This is a genomic window from Streptomyces canus (assembly GCF_030816965.1).
Lineage (GTDB): Bacteria > Actinomycetota > Actinomycetes > Streptomycetales > Streptomycetaceae > Streptomyces > Streptomyces canus_E.
Window position 1 is genome coordinate 1,216,250 of record NZ_JAUSYQ010000002.1, and the last position, 18,760, is coordinate 1,235,009.

Annotated in this window: 21 protein-coding genes; 11 read left to right on the top strand and 10 right to left on the bottom strand. The window is 68.0% G+C overall.

What is annotated here, in order from left to right; all coding sequences use genetic code 11:
• Window positions 1-19: 19 nt before the first annotated feature.
• Entirely contained in the window at window positions 20-220 is a 201-nt protein-coding gene (locus QF027_RS06545; protein ID WP_307073283.1) for a hypothetical protein, read from the bottom strand.
• The gene (locus tag QF027_RS06550; protein ID WP_307073285.1) at window positions 217-1,128 is read right to left on the bottom strand and encodes a peptidoglycan-binding domain-containing protein; all 912 of its coding nucleotides are present in this window, start codon (window positions 1,126-1,128) and stop codon (window positions 217-219) included. Before QF027_RS06550 ends, QF027_RS06545 begins: the two co-directional genes overlap by 4 nt.
• 172 nt (window positions 1,129-1,300) lie before the next feature.
• On the opposite strand from QF027_RS06550, the gene QF027_RS06555 reads away from it, so the two are divergent.
• The 11 genes from QF027_RS06555 (at window position 1,301) to QF027_RS06605 (ending at window position 6,551) form a co-directional block, all read left to right on the top strand.
• Window positions 1,301-1,873 (top strand): hypothetical protein, encoded by a 573-nt coding sequence (locus QF027_RS06555; RefSeq protein ID WP_307073287.1) that lies wholly within the window; start codon window positions 1,301-1,303, stop codon window positions 1,871-1,873.
• Window positions 1,874-1,979: 106 nt separating this feature from the next.
• Window positions 1,980-2,189 (top strand): hypothetical protein, encoded by a 210-nt coding sequence (locus QF027_RS06560; protein WP_307073289.1) that lies wholly within the window; start codon window positions 1,980-1,982, stop codon window positions 2,187-2,189.
• Entirely contained in the window at window positions 2,186-2,332 is a 147-nt protein-coding gene (locus tag QF027_RS06565) for a hypothetical protein (RefSeq protein ID WP_307073291.1), read from the top strand. The genes QF027_RS06560 and QF027_RS06565 overlap by 4 nt, the downstream gene beginning before the upstream one ends.
• A complete protein-coding gene (locus tag QF027_RS06570) occupies window positions 2,329-3,411 on the top strand; it encodes an NAD-dependent epimerase/dehydratase family protein (RefSeq protein ID WP_307073293.1) in 1,083 nt (360 codons plus the stop codon). Before QF027_RS06565 ends, QF027_RS06570 begins: the two co-directional genes overlap by 4 nt.
• A 9-nt stretch (window positions 3,412-3,420) precedes the next feature.
• Window positions 3,421-3,651, top strand: a complete 231-nt coding sequence (locus tag QF027_RS06575; protein WP_307073295.1) for a hypothetical protein — start codon at window positions 3,421-3,423, stop codon at window positions 3,649-3,651.
• A gap of 1 nt (window position 3,652) precedes the next feature.
• The gene (locus tag QF027_RS06580; RefSeq protein ID WP_307073297.1) at window positions 3,653-4,666 is read left to right on the top strand and encodes a glycosyltransferase family 4 protein; all 1,014 of its coding nucleotides are present in this window, start codon (window positions 3,653-3,655) and stop codon (window positions 4,664-4,666) included.
• A complete protein-coding gene (locus QF027_RS06585) occupies window positions 4,663-5,016 on the top strand; it encodes a DUF6221 family protein (protein ID WP_307073299.1) in 354 nt (117 codons plus the stop codon). Before QF027_RS06580 ends, QF027_RS06585 begins: the two co-directional genes overlap by 4 nt.
• Entirely contained in the window at window positions 5,013-5,279 is a 267-nt protein-coding gene (locus QF027_RS06590; protein ID WP_307073301.1) for a hypothetical protein, read from the top strand. Before QF027_RS06585 ends, QF027_RS06590 begins: the two co-directional genes overlap by 4 nt.
• Window positions 5,276-5,461, top strand: a complete 186-nt coding sequence (locus tag QF027_RS06595; RefSeq protein ID WP_307073303.1) for a hypothetical protein — start codon at window positions 5,276-5,278, stop codon at window positions 5,459-5,461. The genes QF027_RS06590 and QF027_RS06595 overlap by 4 nt, the downstream gene beginning before the upstream one ends.
• The gene (locus tag QF027_RS06600; RefSeq protein WP_307073305.1) at window positions 5,458-6,324 is read left to right on the top strand and encodes a hypothetical protein; all 867 of its coding nucleotides are present in this window, start codon (window positions 5,458-5,460) and stop codon (window positions 6,322-6,324) included. The genes QF027_RS06595 and QF027_RS06600 overlap by 4 nt, the downstream gene beginning before the upstream one ends.
• The gene (locus QF027_RS06605) at window positions 6,321-6,551 is read left to right on the top strand and encodes a hypothetical protein (RefSeq protein ID WP_307073307.1); all 231 of its coding nucleotides are present in this window, start codon (window positions 6,321-6,323) and stop codon (window positions 6,549-6,551) included. Before QF027_RS06600 ends, QF027_RS06605 begins: the two co-directional genes overlap by 4 nt.
• A gap of 89 nt (window positions 6,552-6,640) precedes the next feature.
• On the opposite strand, the gene QF027_RS06610 is transcribed toward QF027_RS06605, so the two are convergent.
• The 8 genes from QF027_RS06610 to QF027_RS06645 are packed head-to-tail and all read right to left on the bottom strand — an operon-like array spanning window position 6,641 to window position 18,757.
• Entirely contained in the window at window positions 6,641-7,684 is a 1,044-nt protein-coding gene (locus tag QF027_RS06610) for a hypothetical protein (protein WP_307073308.1), read from the bottom strand.
• Entirely contained in the window at window positions 7,677-8,219 is a 543-nt protein-coding gene (locus QF027_RS06615) for a hypothetical protein (protein WP_307073310.1), read from the bottom strand. Before QF027_RS06615 ends, QF027_RS06610 begins: the two co-directional genes overlap by 8 nt.
• A gap of 1 nt (window position 8,220) precedes the next feature.
• The gene (locus tag QF027_RS06620) at window positions 8,221-11,094 is read right to left on the bottom strand and encodes a fibronectin type III domain-containing protein (protein ID WP_307073312.1); all 2,874 of its coding nucleotides are present in this window, start codon (window positions 11,092-11,094) and stop codon (window positions 8,221-8,223) included.
• Window positions 11,095-11,100: 6 nt separating this feature from the next.
• On the bottom strand, window positions 11,101-12,747 hold the full coding sequence (locus QF027_RS06625) for a hypothetical protein (protein WP_307073315.1): 1,647 nt from the start codon (window positions 12,745-12,747) through the stop codon (window positions 11,101-11,103).
• Window positions 12,744-17,357, bottom strand: a complete 4,614-nt coding sequence (locus QF027_RS06630; protein ID WP_307073317.1) for a hypothetical protein — start codon at window positions 17,355-17,357, stop codon at window positions 12,744-12,746. The genes QF027_RS06625 and QF027_RS06630 overlap by 4 nt, the downstream gene beginning before the upstream one ends.
• A complete protein-coding gene (locus tag QF027_RS06635) occupies window positions 17,358-17,693 on the bottom strand; it encodes a hypothetical protein (protein WP_307073319.1) in 336 nt (111 codons plus the stop codon).
• A 59-nt stretch (window positions 17,694-17,752) separates the two neighbouring features.
• Window positions 17,753-18,157: a hypothetical protein gene (locus QF027_RS06640; RefSeq protein WP_307073321.1), complete on the bottom strand. Its 405-nt coding sequence runs from the start codon at window positions 18,155-18,157 to the stop codon at window positions 17,753-17,755.
• 39 nt (window positions 18,158-18,196) lie between these two features.
• Complete coding sequence (locus tag QF027_RS06645; RefSeq protein ID WP_307073324.1) at window positions 18,197-18,757, bottom strand: phage tail tube protein; 561 nt, start codon at window positions 18,755-18,757, stop codon at window positions 18,197-18,199.
• Window positions 18,758-18,760 lie beyond the last annotated feature (3 nt).

Here is an 18,760-nt window from a genome sequence, read left to right on the forward strand (position 1 = left end):
TTTCCGCGTCCGAAGATTCTCATTTTTCTGCTTCCTGTTCGGCGCGGCTTGCCTTCGCCGCGGAGAGATGGGCTGCCACATTCGCGTAGAGCGACATGAAGGCGATCCAGAGGACGGAGTTCTTCCAAAGGATCAGCGTGGGGATGAGCAGGAGCGTCCAGACGCTGGCCATGCAGTAGTGGAGGACAGCGACCCGCTTCGGGGTCAGGGCGCTACTCACGCCGTCACCGTGAACCCGTGCCGGGCGGCGAGGCGGCGCAGGGATGCGGCGCCGGGGATGCCGTCGGCGTCGGTGCCGACGTAGCCGCCGCCAGCTGGGGAGCGCTGCCAGCGGGCATACGCCTCCAAAGTCTTGGTGCCGAAGCTGCCGTCGACGTACTGGGAGGCGAGCAGGCCCTCGGCTTTGAGTGCCTTCTCGACGGTGAGGACCTCGGCCTTGTGCGTGGTGTGGCCCTGCGCGGCAGCGGGGTCATGCTTCGCCGCGTAGATGACGTGGGCCAGCGACACCTTCGGCTTCGCTGGCGTGCTCGGCTGCGCGGGCGTAGCGGTGACGAATGCCGGCCACGAGCCGGGGTCGGTGTGGTTGTTCTCGGGTACGTCGCCGTGCGCGTACCAGCCGGGTTTGGTGGCCCAGACGGATGCGGAGCGGCGGGATGTGAAGCCGTCGGGCTTCCCCATGGGCCATGCGTTGGGGACGCCCCAGGAGTGCACCCACGCTTGGAGTTCGGCCCAGCCCTTGCAGGGGGTGTCGGCGAGTTTGGCGTACACGGTGGAGCCGACACGGCAGTAGGGGAAGAACAGGGCCTCGATCTGGATGACGACCGAGCCCGCGCGGTTGGTGCGGGTGCCGCCTGCCTGGTCGGCGAGGCTCTTGGAGCGGGAGTTCGCGGGCACGAACTGGGTGATGCGGCCGGTGAACGGGTCCCACAGGATGTGCGGTGCGACCGCCTTGCCGCTGCCTGCGAAGTAGGAGCGGAGCCGCTCGTAGGGCACGAGGTCCTGCGGCTTCGCTGCGGTTGCGTTGACGTCCCAGGTGATGTGGGCGATGGCTTTGGCGGGGCCGCCGTCGGTCGGGGCGTGGTCGCCGAGGTCGAGGCGGGTTGCGCCTGGCATCCAGAGGTCGGCCATGGGTCCTCCTGTCGCCTGACTCTTCCTTGGAATCGTAGCCTGTAGGCCCAGGTCTACCTACGATTCGTAGGCTACAGTTCTGGCATCCCTGGCTCGGGGATGGCGGCAGGGGACTTCTTTGCGGGTTGACCCCTGCCGCCTCAACCCGCAATCAACCCGCACGGGAGCAGCTATGGCCCGCTTGCAGATCCTCGAACTCCCCGCCGGTCCGCATGATGACCGGCCGCCGTTCGTGCTCGTCGTGGACGAATGCCAGCCGCAGCGTGTAGCCCTCGGCGATGGCGTCCCGTGGCGCGACTACTGGCAAGACCTCGCCGGACAGATCGGCGCGCGCGGCGTGGTCGTCACGCCTGACACCGTGACCATCCCCGCCAACGAAGTCCTGCCCCTGCCCCTCTTGTCGGCGGAGACGGACAGCCCGGAGCGTGCGGGGACGACGGAGATCGTGTACGCCCACGAGCGGACCCGCCTCGATCTGTGCAGCGCGCTGCTCGTGTCGAGCGGCACCGCGTGGCGACAACTCGTCGAGCTGGCGGGCGAACGGCAGCGGGAACTGGCGGGGCTCTACAAGGAGCGCGACGCCCTCGCCGCCCGCCTCAAGCGAGTCCGCAACCTCTCCGAGCAGCCGAAGGTTGTTGACGCGTCGATCAAGGATCCGCAGACCTACCGGCACGCCTACAGCGTGGCCATCAGCAACGCCAAGTTCGTTGCCCGAGGGGGCGACGAGAAGGCGAGCGGATTGTGACGGTCATCTGTCAAGCGCTCGGTCTCCTCTTCGCGTTCGTGGTGCTCGCCCCGTATGCGCCGGTCACCTACGACTACCCGCCGCCCGCCAACGTTCGGAGCCACCGATGAGCCCAGAACTGCCGCCGTTCTCCGGCGACGAACCCACCTGCCCCAAGTGCGGAAACGAGGGTGCCTGCACCTTCTACCGCGCCAAGGGCGAGCCCTCGCCCGGTCAGGTCGCTATGGCGAGCACGCTGCCCGAGCGGCTGGAACGGCGGTGCACACGTTGCGACTACGGATGGGACGAGGCCACCGTCCAGCAGGAGGCGCCGTGAGCACTGCCGTCGCCATCACCGCGATCATCGCCGCGCTCCTCCTCGCCAACAGCATCGTCACCGCCATCCGCGACGTCGCCAAAGCCAAGCACCAAACCTGCCGCCACTGCGGCCGCGACAAGAACAAGGAGAACAGCGCATGAAGGTCCTCGTCACAGGCGGCGCCGGATTCATCGGCACCTGGATCAGGCGCGAACTCACCGCGCGCGGCCACAGCATCCTCATCCTCGACCACCAGGACCGGCGCCAGCACCTCGCCGACGGGGAGGAGTTCTTCCTCGGCGACGTCCGCGACGCCACGGCGGTGACGGAGGCCGCCGCGCACGTCGACGGGATCATCCACCTCGCCGCCGTCCTCGGCACCCAGGAGACCATCAGCAACCCCCGCCCGAGTGCGGAAACGAACATCCTCGGCTCGCTGAACGTCTTCGAGGCCGCCACCCAGTACGGGCTCCCGGTCGCCTACGCCGGAGTCGGCAACCACGCCATGCGGCTCATCGGAACCGGCTGCTACACCATCACCAAGTCGGCCGCCGAAGACCTCGCCCGCATGTACAACCTCTACCGCGACGGCGGGCAGATCACCATCGTCCGCCCCGTCAACGCCTACGGACCCGGACAGTCCGTCGCGCAGCCCTTCGGGACCTCCAAGGTGAGGAAGATCCTCCCCGCGCTGAGTTGCCGCGCCCTGACCGGCGCGCCCATCGAGGTGTACGGCGACGGCACCCAGATCAGCGACTGCGTGTACGTCGCTGACGTCGCCCGCACATTCGTCACCGCACTGGAGCACACCGCAGTCAACGGACCCACCGAACGCCCCGTCGAGGTCGGCCCGCTCACCTCGGTCACCGTCAACGACATCGCCCGCCTCGTCGCCGAATACGCCGCCAACGTCACAGGCCGGGAACCGGTGGGGATCAAGCACCTGCCGATGCGGCCGGGTGAGGTCCCGAACGCGGTCGTCTCCTCCGACACGTCCACGCTGGCGCAGATCGGGATGGCGGCCGCCGACTTCGTACCCCTCGACGAAGGCATCCGACGCACCGTTGACTACTACAACACCGAGTGGCTGCCTGGGTATCTGGAGCAGAGCGTCCCGTACAGCAGCGGCGGTGTGGTGCAGCCGGGGAACATCTCGATCAACCTCAAGCCGGGCGAACGCATCCTGACTGCGGCCGACCTGGCCCGCGTCGTGGCACGCGATCTGCGTCGTCAGGCCTGAGGCGGCGTCATGACCGAGTCGATCGCCCGCCCCCCATACGGCCACGCCCTCGCCGAGATCAACACCACCGCCGAGGCCCTCCGCGGCATCGAAGCCCTCCCCGACGGACGCCCCCGAGACCTCGACGGCCCCACCACCATCGGTGCACTCACCGTCCGCTCCAACCTCGCCATCGCTTCCGCGCTACTCGCGGTCGCCGACGCCCTGCGCGACTCAGCCCCGAACGCTCAGGAGCGCTGACGTGCGCGCCCACTTCTGGTCGGCCGACACGGCAGGGTCGTCTCTGTACAGGGCGATCCTGCCCGGGATGAGCCTGCAATGGCTCGGCCACAACGTGTCCGGCGGGATGCGGCTCCCCCAGGACTGGCCCGCGCTCGACACGGTCGTCGGCTGCCGGGTCGCCAAGCGCGAGCCGTCCCTCATGTGGCACAAGCTGAAGGAGCAGGGGAAGCGGCTCGTCCTCGACCTCGACGACGACTACTTCCACATCGACCGCAGCAACCAGGAAGCCCGCCGCGTCTGGGACACGGACATGCTCGGCAGGCTCGTCGCCAACATGCAGGTAGCCGACCTCGTCACCTGCTGCTCCGAACCCCTCGCCGCCGTCCTTCGCGACTACGCCGAGGACGTGCGAGTCGTCCCGAACGGCCTGCCCGCTCAGTACCTCGGCACGCCCCGCGACTACGAGGCCGCGGACCGACCTCTGTCGGTCGGATGGGCTGGCACGTCGTCCACCGTCGCCGAGCTCCCCGAAGCCGTCCGCGCCCTGAACCGGATCGCCCAGTACTCGCGGGCGGGTGGCGGGGTGCAGGTGCGGATCGTCGGCATCGGCCCGGAGCGTGCTATGTCCCTCGGGCTGCGGGGCCGGCGGGTCGGCGCACTGGGCTGGGTGGAACGGTTCGAGCATTACATGCAGGCGGTCGGCGAGTGGGACGTGTGGGTGGCGCCGTACCGGGACATCCCGTTCAACCAGGCAAAGTTCCCGACGAAGTTCTTGGAGGCGTCCATCCTCGGCATTCCGCTGATCGCCTCCGACATCGAGCCGTACCGGCGGGTGATCCGGCATGGGGAGAACGGGTTCCTCGTCCGGCATGAGCACGAGTGGGGCCGGTACTTGAAGCGGCTCGCAGACGACCCCGGGCTGCGGCAGCGGGTCGGGATGACCGCACGCGGAGAAGCCTCCGGCAGCATCATGCAGGCGCTGCACGTGCAGTGGCAGGACGCGCTTGCCGCGCCCGTGGGGGTGGCGGCGTGAGCGGGCTGGTGGAGTTCCTGCGGGCGCGGCTCGACGAGGATGAGGCGACGGCGCTCGAAGCCCCGAAGGGGCCGTGGCATATCGGGAACGCTATTGATCCGACGGAGCCGTGCGACCTGCGCACTTTCCCGGATGTCCGCATGGTGGCCGACGGGCTTAACTGGCTGGTCGCCGAGCACATCGCCCGTCATAACCCGGCCCGCATCCTCGTCGAGGTCGAAGCCAAGCGGCGGATCGTCGACGACGCATGGGGTGGCCCGGACCATCAGGACATGTGGGAGCACCACATTCGCTTGCTCGCCCTGCCCTACGCCAGCCACCCCGACTACCGCGAGGAGTGGAAGCCGTGACCGATCCCTTCGACGCGCTGGGAGACCTGCTCCGCCAGCGACAGCAGGAGCGGGGCCTCACCGAGTTCTTCAGGGTAGGTGAGCTCGTCCGCTTCCCGCTCGGCGTGCACTGGAACCGGGAACGGGACTACCGGATTAAGACCATCTACAACAACGGCTTCGAGGTCGAGTGCGACGGCCACGTGTACCCGCATACCGATGCAGACGTGCTGCGGCTCGGCATGACCCACTCGCCCACCTTGCAGGTAAGGCAGCGGCCGTGACCGGCCCCGAGCACTACCGCGAAGGTGAGCACCTCCTCGGCCGCTGCCTCGAATTCGGGCACGGCGAGCAGCGGCAAGCCCTCGCCGTCGAAGCGACCGCGCACTTCCTCGCCGCGCTCGCCGCCCTGCACGCGGCCAATACGCAACCCGACAGCATCACTTGGCAGGAGGCCACACAGTGATCGACGGCAGAAGAGTGGTCGCCTGGACGCCCTATGGCCGGGTCCGGACCTACAGCATCCTGATCAAGTACCTGCAGCGGGATGTCGAGCGTGGCCTCGTCGACGAGGTATGGGCGTTCATGAACACCGACCCCACGGGCCAGGAAGACGACATCGCCTACGCGCACGAGCTCGCCGAGGCGTTCCCGTGGTTCCGGCTCAAGCACCGGCCGGAGGGCGTCAGCCTCGGGCATCTGCCGAAGCAGCGCTACACAGGCCTGGCGTACCGGTACATGACCGACCCAGACACGATCTACCTGCGGCTCGACGACGATGTCGTCTACCTGCACGAGGACGCCGTCGAGAACCTGGTGCGCGCCCGGATTGAGATGCCCGCGCCGATCGCCGTGTTCCCGATCATCATCAACAACGCGATCTGCTCCCACTTCCTCCAGCTGTGCGGGAAGATCCCCATGGAGTGGGGAACAGTCGGCCCCTACTGCATGGACCCCACCGGCTGGGCCAACGGCCCGTTCGCCGTCAAGCTCCACGAGATGCTCATGGACCACATTGAGGCTGGCACGGTCGAAGACCTGTACCTGTACCAGGATTTCCCGCTGCAGCCCGGCACCCAGTTCTCCGTGAGCTGCTTCGCGTCCCGCGGCGAGGACTACGCCGCCCTCCCCCAGCCCGGAGTCCTCGTCCCCGACGAGGAGGAAAGCTGGCACACGGTCCACCAGCCGCTCGCCACGGGCCGGCCGAACATCCTCCGCGGGAACTCAGTGATCAGCCACTTCAGCTTCTTCCCGCAACATCCGTTCCTCAACGGCACGGATCTCCTGGACCGGTACCGGGAACTCGCAGACAAGGCGGTCACAGCATGAGTCAGCAGATCAGCATGGAAGACGCCTTCCCCACGTTCGAGAAGAAGGCCACCGAACTCTTCCGAGCCAACATGCTGCTCCAAGCCCAACTCGACGTCCAGGAACGCCAGCTCGCCGCGCTCCGTGAGGAGAATGAACGCCTCAAGCAGGGCGCGCCCGAAACGCAGGCCGGGGGCCAGGACCTCACCGCCGTGCCCCCATACCAGCCGGCCGACGAGCAGGGCTAAGGCCTGCGCCAGCCGAGCAGCGACCCGATCGCGATGACGCCGACCTCGATGAGCAGGATGACTTGGAACGTGTCCATGCTGTTCTCCCTTCAGGCGACGCGCTCGCCGGCGAACCCGCGGCACGTGATGGTGTTGGATGCGGATGCTGCGGACCACGTGGCGCACAGCACCATGTCGTTGGCGATGGTGGTGTCCCTTGTGATCGGCGCCGAGGTGATCGGCCCGACCGGCGTGTAGGTGGTCACTGAGGTGAGGAAGTTGTGCGTGTACCGGGCCATCGGAGACCAGGTTCCCGATGCGCCCGTTGTCGCGCAGGCGAGGTAGTACTCGGCCTCCCAGGAGCCGTCGGTGGCGCCGGAGCGGACGGTGACCGCTGGGAACGTCACCATCGTCACCCCGGACGTCCCGCCGAGCTTGCACACGAATGTGATCGTCGGCGTGCCCGTCACACCCAGCGTCCCCCATGCCCGAATCCGGTACACCGCGCCGGCGATCGCGTCGGCGGCGGGGATGGTGTAGGTGGCGATCGCGGTCTGCGTGACCGTGTTCGCGACCGTGGCGGCTGCGGACAGGACCGGCCGGGTCGTCGCGGAGCCGATGGTGAGGGCGGCGTTGGTGCCTGCGAGGGCGAGGCGTCCGGCTGCGGCGCGGCTGAGGGTGGTGTCGGCTGCGGTGGAGCCGCCTGGGCCCCAGGTGTGGGCGCCGTCGGCTTCGAGGAGGAAGCGGGAGACGGTGTCGCCGGTGACGCGGGTGGAGAGGATGTCGTCGGTGGATGCGGTGGTGAGGACGGCGAAGCTGGCGGTGGATCCGCTGGCTCCGACGTTGATCTGCTTGCCCTGGGAGATCTTCAGGTTGTTGTTGAAGGTGCCGCTGGAGTTGGGGATTTCGACCCAGGATGCGCTGGCGGGTGCGGTGCCGTTGGAGAAGTAGGTGCGGTAGCTGGTGTCGGACTCGGCAATCGGCTTGCCCGAGTACGGGGACGACGGCCGCGTCGATGAGGTGACGACCTGGAAGCCCGCAGCAGCGTCCAGCTTGTCGAGGTTCTGGCCGATGTCTTGGGTGTAGGAGACGAGTTCGGAGCCATCGGACTTGGACTTGTACAGGCCCAGCCTGGTGGTGGACGGATCAGGCACGGGGGGCCTCCAGGTAGGTGGTAACAGGGACGGGCAGGCCCCCGTACAGGCGGTTCCAGCGGTTGACGTCCACGGCCTCACGCTTGGCGCGGACGCGGTCGGGATCCATGCGGTGGTTGCTGTAGACGTGCGGCAGCAGGCCGTCCGGGTCGGTGACCCGCACCCGGTCCGTCTTCACCGCGGCAATCCGGGAGCGGTGCGCTTCCCGAGCGTCCCTCGTGGACGTGGCCTGCTGCAGGGTCGGCCCGTGCCGATCCTGCGCCTTCGCGGCCACCACAGCCTTGACGGGGGGCGCCTTCACGGACTGCGGCAGGGCGGGCGCCGCGGTCTCCTGGTAGGGCTCGTGGAGGATGACATCGAGGATCTCCGCCGGGTCCGTGAGCCCGTACTCGGCGGCCCGCCACTCGAAGGCGACTTGCGGGATGGCGTGCTGATATCGGACGTCGCCGGGGCGCACGGTGACGACAAGCCACCCTTCGACGCCGGGGCTGATCTCGCCCGCCAACACGTCTGCGATCTTGTATTCGTCTGGCATGTCACATCCTCCAGCACCAGAATTGGACGGCCGATGCGCCGGTGGTACCGATCGCGTAGTCGAGGCCCGCGCTTGTCGTGGTGGGGGTGGCCGACATGTACACGTAGTTGGCGGGGCTGTCGCGGATCGTCGCCACCGGGTACATGGGGCTGTCCATGGTGGGCCCCCACGTGACGACCGTTCCGGCCACGGCGGAGGCGTTGTTGATGTTGCCGGTGAACAAACCGTCATTGGAGGCGGCAGCGCTGTAGTTCGCCCACAGGCCAACATGCCGGGTGCGCCCGGTGGTGAAGTCGAAGTACTGGCCGTTGGTAGTGTCGTCCCAGTTCCATCCCACCCGCCCCCTGACCGGGTCGGCGTAGAACTTGCCGCCAGCCGTTCCGCCGGTCTCGAAACCAGAGGTGTAGAGGCCATACGTTGCGATGGCGTAGCCGCCGTGTACGAACTGTCCGGTCGCTGTGACGGCTTCCATGCGGGCGCCGCCGGTGGAGGTGAGGTAGACGCGGGAGACGGTTTGGGTTCCGCTGCCGTCGTCGTAGGGGGAGCTGTTCATGCCGAGGCTGACGTCGGTGCCGGCGGACAGGGCGTTGATGTAGCCGTAGTCGGTGCCGGTGTTGGCGTACCAGCGGATCTCGGGCAGGAAGGTGCTGGTTGGGTTGATCTCGATGCGCTTGCCCGAGGTGCCGGACTTCAGTTGGCCGATGATGGATACGGAGCCGTCGGCTGCGGCGATGGACACTGTCTGGGTGCCTGCGTCGTTCCAGGCGCCGATGCCGCCGCTGTTGAGCTCGACGCGGGCTCCGGTGTCGGCGGTTTTGATGCGGGCGCCGACGATCCAGTCCGCGTTGATCTGCCCTGCGGTGACTTTGGAGACGGTCAGGTCGGAGATGTGCGCGTCGTCGATGAGGAGGGCGGTCGCGGAGGCGGCGTCGGACGGTCCGGACTTGTTGCCGGTCTTGTCGACGGCGACGACCCGCACGTAGCGGGCCGACAGCTCCTCGATCTGCGCGGTGAACACGACGGGGATCTGCGCCTGGATCATCCCCGCGTTCGCGACCGCTTTCCCCTTCAAGGTGGTCGTGTCCGGGGTGAAGCCGGGCTCGTAGGAGACGTGAATCTCCAGATGATCCAGATCGGATTCGAGATTGAACGTCCCGCCCGAGCTCTTGCCGAGCGTGTGCGTCACCTGCACCGCGATCCGCGACCCGGCCACCGACGGCGCAGCCGGAGTCGACGGCGGAATGTTGTCGGTGGACGCCACGAACGTCGTCACCGACGACCAGGCGCCGGTGTTGCCGGTCTTGTCGACGGCGCGGATCTGGATGTCGTAGCCGATACCCGGGGACAGGTCCTGCAGTTGGGCGGTGGTGGAGTCCCATGGGACGACCATGGTTGACCATTTGCCGGTGGGTGCGGCGAACGGCTGCGCCCAGATCTGAAGATCCTGCCAGCGGACTTGGGCGACGGCCGCCCACGTCGCCGGATAGATCATGTCCGTGTCGACGGCGTACCGGATCTCGTAGTGATCCCCGTCGAGGATGGTGGAGCCGTCGACGTTGTTCGGGGCGTTCCACGAGATGACGACACGGGCCCGGGTGAAGCCGCGGTTGTCGAGGTACGCGACCCCGGTGAACGGCTCAATCAGCGTCGGCTGGCCCGGCACGCTCGTGTCCGCGTTGGGACGCGAGCCCACCGGCTCCAATGACGAGTTCGTGAGCTGCCGGGAGAAGTCGCCGACCGTGACCGTGCTCGTCGAATCGGTCTCCCACTCGACGTACTGGGTGAGGTCGATCCACGTGCCGGCTGCGGTGCGGTAGGCGACGGTGTACTGGTCGGTTATCGACCACTGGGTTTCGGTGACCTGGAGTTTGATCGGGTTGATGCGTTGACCGCGGAACGTGATCTCCGTCGACGTGTCGATCAGTCCGGAGTCCGGGTCGTACACCCACACCCGGTCCCCCACAACGAAGCTGCCGTGCACGTCGTAGTCCGACGTGGACAGCTGGAGTGCGTTCCGCGTTGACGTGAACTGCGACAGTGCCAGCTGCGCGCGCGTCGCCGCGTTCGTAGTCGCCGTATCCGACTCTGACACGAGCCGGGTGAGCTTCACGGCGTTGCCGTGAATGTCCTTGTAGCTGGTGGCCGGGGAGATGTCCGCCGCACCGGTGGCGATGCTCGTGCCCTCGCCCTCCGCGAGCAGGACCACGCGCGTGCTGTAGTCCTCGACGTCCCGGGTGACGTCCACGCTGCCCGGGAGGGCGCGCATCGCCATGTCCTCGCCGGCGTCCTTGGTGGTGATGACGCACGTCGGGTTGGTGACGAACAGGCTGCTGTCGGGGCCGGCGTCGAGGGTGCCGTTGCCATTGACCCGCCACGACACCGGAACCGAGGTGGTGGACATGGTTTCGCACACGTAGCTGATCGCGGCACGCGGCGACTCGTACTGGTGCCGTCCGCTGTACGTGCCGGTGACGCTGTAGAGGGTGCCTGCGGTGACGGCTCCGGAGGCGGGGAGGAGCATGGTGATGGCTGTAGCGAAGCTGGCGGAGGCGGGTTCGACGGCGTTCTCGTACACCGACCCTTTGCCGTCTTCGTCGCCGAGCCAGAACGCCATGCCGACGCCGCCGATGGCCAGGTCGTCTTGGGGAGCGCTGGTGCGGCCGTCGTCGCCGATCGTTTTGGTGCGGAGGACGCCGACGTAGCGGGCCACGTCGCGGGCGAGCAGGTTGTCGCCGTACTGGGCGGGGTCCAACCGGCCGGGGATGATCGCGACGTGCCCGAAGTAGTCGAGGGCGTCGAGGACGTCGCGGGGGGTCTGCGGGAGGAGCTTGATCTCCCACTGGCCGAGGGCTTTGAGGACCTCCTGAACAGCCACAGGCCGCTACCTCCTGGTCCCGTAGACGGCTTCCGGCATCGCCGCGAGGTACTGGTTCCTCAGGTCGGTCGCCGTGTCGCCGGTCGGGGTTGCGGCCCGCAGGCGGATGTCGTCGCCGTACAGCAGAACCCCGGCGCCCGGAGTGCCGTTGATGGCGTACAAGAGGCCGCCCCAGACGGCGTTCGCGGGCGCAGTGAACGTGGCGTCCATGAACGTCCACACCCCCGATGCCGGGGTCGACGAGTTCGATGACGTCGACAGGTAGGCGAGCGAGGCGTCGTACCAGTTCACGTTCAGGCCGAGGCTGGTGCCGACGGTGGCGGGCGAGTACAGCCAGCCGGAGGCGCGGATGCCCTGTCCCGGTGTGACGGCGGCGCGCGCGTGCTCGGCGCGCGGGGTGGAGCCTGCGGTGGAGGTGAGAAGTCCGGACCAGCCGCCGTATTTCGATTGGGCGTTGGAGCGGGTGAGGGTGGCGTTGACGGCCGTCCACTGGGAGGTGTCGGTCTCGAAGGTCGGGTTGGTGTTGAGGGTGGGTTGGGAGGCCACGGCGCCAATGAAAAAGTCCATCGCCGTCGCGGCGGGCTTGATGAGGCCGCCGTTGGCGTGCGCGGTGAACGTGCGGGCGGAGCCGCACACGAAGACGTTGCCGTCGGCGTCGTCCGCGGTCGCGGTGACGTACCCGGACGCCGCGGCTGAGGTGTTGGTCTCCAGGGTGGCGCGGTATGCGGCGAGGGTGGCGGAGGTGCCGGTCTGGAGGTAGCCCTCAACGAAGCGGGAGCCGCGGCGCAGCGTGAGGTCGAGGGTCGCACGGCCCGGGTTGAGGCCCTTCACCAAGCGGAGGATGACCATCTCGGGGTCGTTGCGCAGGAGGGTCGTCCCGTCCCACGAGGAGATGGAGGCCCCGGACCCGGCCACGCTGACGTTCCAGACCTTGGAGTGGTAGGCGCCCCCCGAGTAGGTCTGAACGTCGAGGGACCCGGACGCCGACGTGGTGATGTTGACGAAGCCGTTCGACAGCGCCCAGCCCGTCGCCGCGAGCGGCACGTCGGTGCCGTACACCTCCTGGCTGCCGGTCGTGGTCGCCTTCGCGCGGCCGGTCAGGTACGAGGTGGGTGGGCAGCCCCACCGTGGGGACACCCCGGAGGCGACGCCGCGGTAGACGGTCATCGTGCCGTCGGCGCCGGTGCGGGTCATGGTGGTCGGGTTCGTACCGCCGGTGTAGTAGGCGTAGTGGCCGATGGGCGGGGCGTGCCAGCGTTCGCCCGTGAGGGAGAAGTCGTTGAGGCGGACGGCGCCGGTGAGCCTGCTCTGGAGGTCGGTTTCGGCGTCGGAGCCGACCCGGTCCAGGCTGACTTTCCAGTCGGAGGTGACGCGCTCGCCGAGGTTCTCCGTGTACGCCGCCCCCGCGGACTTCACCGCGTAGTAGCCGTTGCGTTCCGGCTTGTCCGTGAAGGTGACTGCGATGACCTGCCCGGCGATGAGCGCGTTGATCCCGTCATGGCGGGCGATCACCTGGTCGCGGGTGAGTGGCGGATACGACTCCTGCCCTTCAAGGTCGAGACCGCGACCGTCACCGCCCGACTCCGAAACGGCGAACGTCTCCCGCAGCGGGACCCGGCCGAGCTGGACGTCACCCCAGTTGTACGAGCTCATCGGGCACGACCCCTGTCGTAGAGGCGGAGAGCCTCTTTCATCTCGGCGACCATGGCGTTCGCTGCGGCCTTCCTGCTGGACGGGCTGGAGAAGTCGAACGTGCCGGAGACCGTAATGTTCTCGATCGTCACCCCGCCTGCAGCGCCGCCCCTGGTGACGAGCTGCTCGAACATGGCCGTCTGCTGCGCGTCGAGGACCCGCTCGGGGCGGCCGGTCGCGTTGACAGCCATCGTCGCGCCGGGCTGCAGCAGGCCGCCGCTGTCGTACTTCGCGGCTGGCGCGAAGCCCCACCGGCTGGTGAACATCGAGTTGTTGTAGCCGCGGGCGCTCTTGCCCATGTGGACGCCGGCGCCGCCGCTGGACTCGACGTTCATGCCGGCGAGGGTGCCCGCGGTGTGGCCGACGCCAGCGTTCGTGATGCCGATCATGAAGGGGCTGTTGAGGTTGCGGACCCAGCCGGACGGGCCGTTGTTCCCGGCGAAGCTGCCGGTTGCCCAGCGGCGGTGCGGCTTCTCCCCGCGGATCACGGACTCGATCGCGGACATCAGGCCGCTGCAGTCCCAGCTGGGGTTGCCGTTGCCCGCCCACTGGTACGGGAGCCCGTTCTGGGTTTTCACCCACGACAGGGCCTTCTGTACGGCCGGCCCGCCGACGGCTTTTTTGTCCTCGTTGCCGAGCCAGCCCATCATTCCGTCGACGGCCTTGTTGGAGAGGCCCTTCAACAACCCGCCGATGCCTGCGTTGCCGCCGGGGATCTGTGCGATGAGGGGCCGCACGAGCGCGCTGAGGGCCTTCTGCGCGGCTGCCTTGAGGCCGCCGACGACGACGTCCTTCGCCCACGAGGCGACCGAGCCGACGGCCCCGCCGATCGCGCCCGTCACCTTGCCGACGATGCCGCCAGACGCGAAGTGGGGGGTGGCCTGGTACCGCTGCTTCTCTTGCTGCCTGCTCGGGTTGCCGCCGGTCTTGGTCGGGTGGTCCTTGCCGAGCATGGCGTCGATGCCGCGGTGCCCCCCGAGAGCAGTGACCTGCTCGTTGGAGAGGATGCGTTCACCGGGGGTAAGCATGGCGGGGACGGTGTCGCTGTTGCCGGTGCCGGGGACGACGCCGCCCTTGTTGAAGCCGAGCGAGATGGTCGGAAGGGTGATCTTGGAGTTGATTTTCCCGGCGATCGAGTTCCACATCTTGCGGAGCCCGTTGTTGTAGACGTTCCCGATGACCCACTTCACGGGTGCGGAGAACTTCGACTTGATGCCGTTCCACAGGTTCCCTGAGCCGTCACGCAGGGCCTTGACGGTGTTGAGCATCCACGTTTTGAACTCGCCGAGCTTGCTCTTGAGCGTGGTGATCGTGGACGAGAGGCGGTCGCGGGCGGTGTTCCACATGCCCGTCCAGCTGTTGGTGAACGAGGTACGCAAGCCGCTGACCCAGCTCAGGGCCCATGTCTTGGCGTTCGACAGATTGGTGCGCAGGCTCGTCCAGAAGGAGTTCCACCGATCGCTCGCGGCCTTCCACATGGCGTTCCAGCGGTCGATGATGCCCTGCTTCAGCTGGGTGAAGATCTCCTTCGTCTTCGTCCACAGCTGCGTGAACCACGAGATGATCGCCTTCACCAAGTCGGGGATGATGGAGTGCCCGACGAGGACGTCGTACAGGTGCTGGAACTGGTCGACGATCCACTTCACCACGCCCGTCACAGCGTCCGTGAACTTCGTCAGCCACCCGATGACCGTGTTGATGACCGGCACCAGGATCCCGAGCGCTCCCGCCAGTGTTCCCGACATCGCCATCGCCAACTGGGCAATCAGCGGGAGCAGCGGGCCGATCACCTGCAGCGCCAAGTTCAGCAGCGACACCGTCAGCTCGGCGATCGCCGGGAGCAGCGGGATCAGCGCAGTCACGATCGGTGTGATCGCCGGGGCGAGTTGGGCGATGAACTGGCCCAGCATCTGAACCGCCGGGACCAGTGCGGAAACCACCGGCATCAGGCCCTGCGCGAGCGCCGCGACCAGCGGCACCAGCGCGGATCCGATCGCCGAGAACACCGGCGCCAGCGCGGTGACGATCGCCGCCAGCAGGGCGCCAATCGGCTGCAGCAGGGGCATGACCGCGCGAACGAGGCCGACGAGGATGTCGCCGATGTCGGAGACGATCGGCAGGAGGGCGTCGACGATGGGCATCAGGGCCTGTCCGAGCGCGCCCGCGAGGTCGGCGAGGACGGGCCCGAACTTGGTTGCGAGTTCCGTGACGACGGGGGCGAGTGCGGCCAGCAGCGGCAGCACCGCCTCGAGTACGGAGCCGAGGGTGGTCGCGAACAGCTTCGCGATCGAGTTGACCGCCGTAAAGATCGACGTCAGTGCGGCCTGAACCTCCGGCATCGCCGTGATCCTTCGCAGCTCCGCAAACACGCTGCCGAGCGTCCCCAGCGCGTCCCCGCCCCCGGCTGCGGCGGCCTTCATGATGTTGCCGAGCGTCCCGAAGGCGTCCGCGAGTAGCTGGCCGAACTGGCGGGCGACATCAACGGCGCCCTCGATCGACTCCTGCAATGCCCCCGACTTGAAGGCGTCGCCGAGCTTCTGCGTGATCCGGTCCGCCGCATCGGCCGCGGCAGCCGTCAGCCTGGCGAATGCCGGGCTCGCGGCGATGCTGATCTGGGCGAGGCCGGTGATGATCTGGCCGGGGATCCTGTTGAGGTTCCCGAATCCGGCGTTGAGGCCGTCGAACATCTGCCTGAGCTGGCCGGTCTTCGACAGTTCGATGACCGCATCCGCGGCGTTCTTCGCAACCCGATTAAGGTTGTCGGCCATGCCGCCGAGGCCGGCCCGCAGCGGCGGAATCACCGCGGTCGACAACTCCGTGAACTTGGCGCCGAGTCCGGCCATCAGCCGGTCCTGCACCTCCAGCTTCAGCGACCGCCATGCGGCACCCTGCGCGATGACGGCGTTGACGAACTCCCGCGCGTTCGGGGAGAGGCGGGCCATGGCGTCGCCGAGCTTGTTCGCCGCAACCGCGCCGGCGGTATGAGCTTCGGCGAGCGCCCGAGCAGCATCGGCTACGGCGTCCTGCGCGTCCTTGATGTCCCGCGCCCCGTCGACTGCGGCCTTACGGGCGGCTTCGCGGGCGTCGGCGACGTCCCGTTCGGCGAGCATGACCCGCTGCAGGCCGTCCGTGGTCGCCCGAGTCTGCTCCAGCTCCGCATCCCGCAACGCCTGCGTCTTGTCGGTCACCGACTGGTTGGCGTCGGCGATCTGCTGCTTGGCGTCGACGACGGTCTTCGAGCCCTCGACCCCGGCCTTGTTCGCGTCCTTCGTCTGCTGCTCGAGGCGGGCCGTCTCGGTCTGCTGCTCCTCCAGCGCCTGCACCGCGCGGTCGTACTGCAACTGCGCCTTGTCGAACGCCTCCTCCCCCGCCTTGCCGCCCTTCGCCTTGACCGCGGCCAACTCCTGCTCGGCGTCCTGGAGGTCCAAGACTTTCTGCCGCTGGTCCAGCTGGGCATCCTCGAGCCGGTTGTTCAAATCCTGGAGTTCTTCGGCGGCTTCCTTGCGGGCGTCAGTCAGGTCCCGCTGCGCCTGCCGTTCGGCCCGCTGCGCGTCGGCCAGGTCGCGTTCGGCGGAGGCGACCTGTTCGGCTGCCCTGCGGTTGGCGTCGGCGACGTCCTGCACCGTGGATTTCAGGGAGCGTTGGGCGTCTTCGATCTGCCGGGCCGCCGCAACGCGCGCCTCAGCCGCCCGGACCTCAGCGTCCTTCACACCCTGCTGCGCTTTCGCCAGAGAGCGTTGCGCGTTCTCCAACGTGCGGGTGGACTTCGTGGCCGCACCCGCCGACGAGGTGGCCGGCGCGAACGCCGCCTTGAAAGCATCCCCAATCCCCGACGTGCCCACCTTGACCGCGGCGAACGCCGTCGCCAGCGACAGCACCGCGGGCGCGGCCACAGCGGCAGCCGGTCCCATCTGGATGAGTGCCTGGCCGAGGGACGCCATCGTCGGGAGGGCTCCGACGGCGAGTGCGGCGAGGCTGGACAGGCTCGATGCGAGGCGGCTGACGCCCCCCGCGGAGCTGCCTGCGCTGCCGCCAAGACCTGCCAGGCCGCCGAGACCGCCGATGGTGCGGGTGCGGATGTTGACGGTGCGGTCGCGGGTGAGGTGGCGGAGGGAGGCGTCAGCGGCCGTCGTGTCTGCGCGGGCCTGGACGGTCATCTGCCGTCGGCGGGTGAGGTTGGCGATGCTGTCGGCGGCAACGCGGGTGTCGACGTCGACGCCGATGCGGACTTGGCGGCGCTGGACAAGGTTGCGGATCTCGGCCGCGGCAACGCGGGTGTCCACGCTCGCGCGGATGTTGACGACGCGATCGGCGGTGAGCCGGTCCAGTTTGGCGGTGACGCGGCGCATCGTGGCGTCGTTGATGTCGGCGTCGATGACGGCTTTGAGGACGGTGCGGGAGTGCTCGTCTGCGAAGCGGCGGAGCTTGGCCAGGGCTGCCGTGTCGTCGATGTCGAGGGTGACCGTGGCCTTGTTCTTCGACTGCCGCAGCCGCTGCATGGCACGGTCGTAGCCGCTCTCATCAGCGGTTACTTCCACGTAACCCTCTGCGATGCGAAAGGCCCCGGCCATCTACCCTCCCTGTGTCACGCTCACGAGCCCCGGGAACTGCGCCCGGAACTGGGTCAGTGAGACCTCGGTGGCCTCACCGGTGCCGCTCCCAGTCGGGGCGGCTGTGGTGCTGGTGCGGGTTGGGGCAGTGCTGGCTGGGCGGTCTTCGCGTTCCTCTTCGGCGACTGCGGCCATCACGCCCGTGTAGGCGGTCAGCCGATACGCCAGCGCGAAGTACCGTCGTGCGCTGATCTCGACTTGCTCAAGGTCGATGCCGTAGATCGCGAGGAAATCCGCGTCCAGATCGTCCAAGTGATCGAGAACCCAAAGGAGTTCCTCGGCCCGGTCGGCGACCACCTCCGTGCACTCCGGCTCCTTGACGTCGTCGAGGAGCTTCAGCCACGGCTTGCGGTCGTCTACCTCGCTTTTCCCTCCTTCTTCTTCCTTCCGAGGGCGAGGTCAAGGACCTTGTCGACGATCCACTCCATCTGGTCCTCGGTGAGCGCCTTGGACTGTTCCAGCGCCGTGTAGGCGTCCTCGCCGAGAACGCGACTGAGGAGGGGGGCGGTGGCGAGGTCGCGGCCGTGTTCGCGGGCTTCGCGGAGGAACTCCAGGGCGACGCCCGGGGGGATGGACTTGGGGATCGTGTACTCGTCGTCGCCGATGAAGAACAGCGGGACGCGCTCTTCGATGACGTCTTCGTTGGCGGGGATGTGGATGGGCTCGAAGTCGCCCGTGTCGGCGGTGCCGTTGACGGCCTTGGCGGCCTGCGTGCGGGCGGCGGTCGTCTGGCGGGTGCGGGACTTGGTGGTGGATGCCATGGGTGGTGCTCCTCGCTACGGGCAGGGGTGGGCGACCGACTAGCTGGTCTGATCCACAATGTGGAAGGGGGCGATGACGCTGGACACGTAGTGGCCGGCGAACTTCACCGGGATGAGCGTCTGCTTGTCCTTGGTGTAGGCCAGCTCGCTGCTGTCGGTGTTGAGCATGCGGCGGCCGATGACGCGGCGAGTGAACTGGCTGGGCGCGTAGCCGTCCATCATGAGCGCGAAGTAGCTGGGCTGCGTCGCCGAGCTCGACACGTTCGGGTCGTAGCTCTTCCAGCCCGCGCCGGAAGCCGAGGTGCCCCCGTTGAGGGATAGCGACAGGTTCTCCAGCGTCGCCTCCGCGAGGGAAGTCTCGATGGTGAAGTCCGCTTTCGTCAGACGGGAGCCGACGCGCAGAGTGATCTGGTCGACCTCCAGCTCCGAGTACGTCTGGTCGACGGACAGCTTGACGCCGTCCTGCGTGCCGCCCAGATCCGTCCACGCCGACGCAGCCGGCGCGGCATTCACCGCAGTGTCAGTGGGCTCGGTCGCACCGAACGCGCCCTTGTAGAGGGTCGCCGGACCCTGGATCAGGTTGGTGGTCGTGACGGCCATGGG

Excerpts from the sequence above, each read along its gene's own strand:
- QF027_RS06550 (WP_307073285.1), bottom strand. The coding sequence starts at position 1,128 with ATGGCCGACCTCTGGATGCCAGGCGCAACCCGCCTCGACCTCGGCGAC.
- QF027_RS06555 (WP_307073287.1), top strand. The coding sequence starts at position 1,301 with ATGGCCCGCTTGCAGATCCTCGAACTCCCCGCCGGTCCGCATGATGAC.
- QF027_RS06560 (WP_307073289.1), top strand. The coding sequence starts at position 1,980 with ATGAGCCCAGAACTGCCGCCGTTCTCCGGCGACGAACCCACCTGCCCC.
- QF027_RS06570 (WP_307073293.1), top strand. The coding sequence starts at position 2,329 with ATGAAGGTCCTCGTCACAGGCGGCGCCGGATTCATCGGCACCTGGATC.
- QF027_RS06575 (WP_307073295.1), top strand. The coding sequence starts at position 3,421 with ATGACCGAGTCGATCGCCCGCCCCCCATACGGCCACGCCCTCGCCGAG.
- QF027_RS06605 (WP_307073307.1), top strand. The coding sequence starts at position 6,321 with ATGAGTCAGCAGATCAGCATGGAAGACGCCTTCCCCACGTTCGAGAAG.
- QF027_RS06615 (WP_307073310.1), bottom strand. The coding sequence starts at position 8,219 with ATGCCAGACGAATACAAGATCGCAGACGTGTTGGCGGGCGAGATCAGC.
- QF027_RS06625 (WP_307073315.1), bottom strand. The coding sequence starts at position 12,747 with ATGAGCTCGTACAACTGGGGTGACGTCCAGCTCGGCCGGGTCCCGCTG.
- QF027_RS06630 (WP_307073317.1), bottom strand. The coding sequence starts at position 17,357 with ATGGCCGGGGCCTTTCGCATCGCAGAGGGTTACGTGGAAGTAACCGCT.
- QF027_RS06640 (WP_307073321.1), bottom strand. The coding sequence starts at position 18,157 with ATGGCATCCACCACCAAGTCCCGCACCCGCCAGACGACCGCCGCCCGC.
- QF027_RS06645 (WP_307073324.1), bottom strand. The coding sequence starts at position 18,757 with ATGGCCGTCACGACCACCAACCTGATCCAGGGTCCGGCGACCCTCTAC.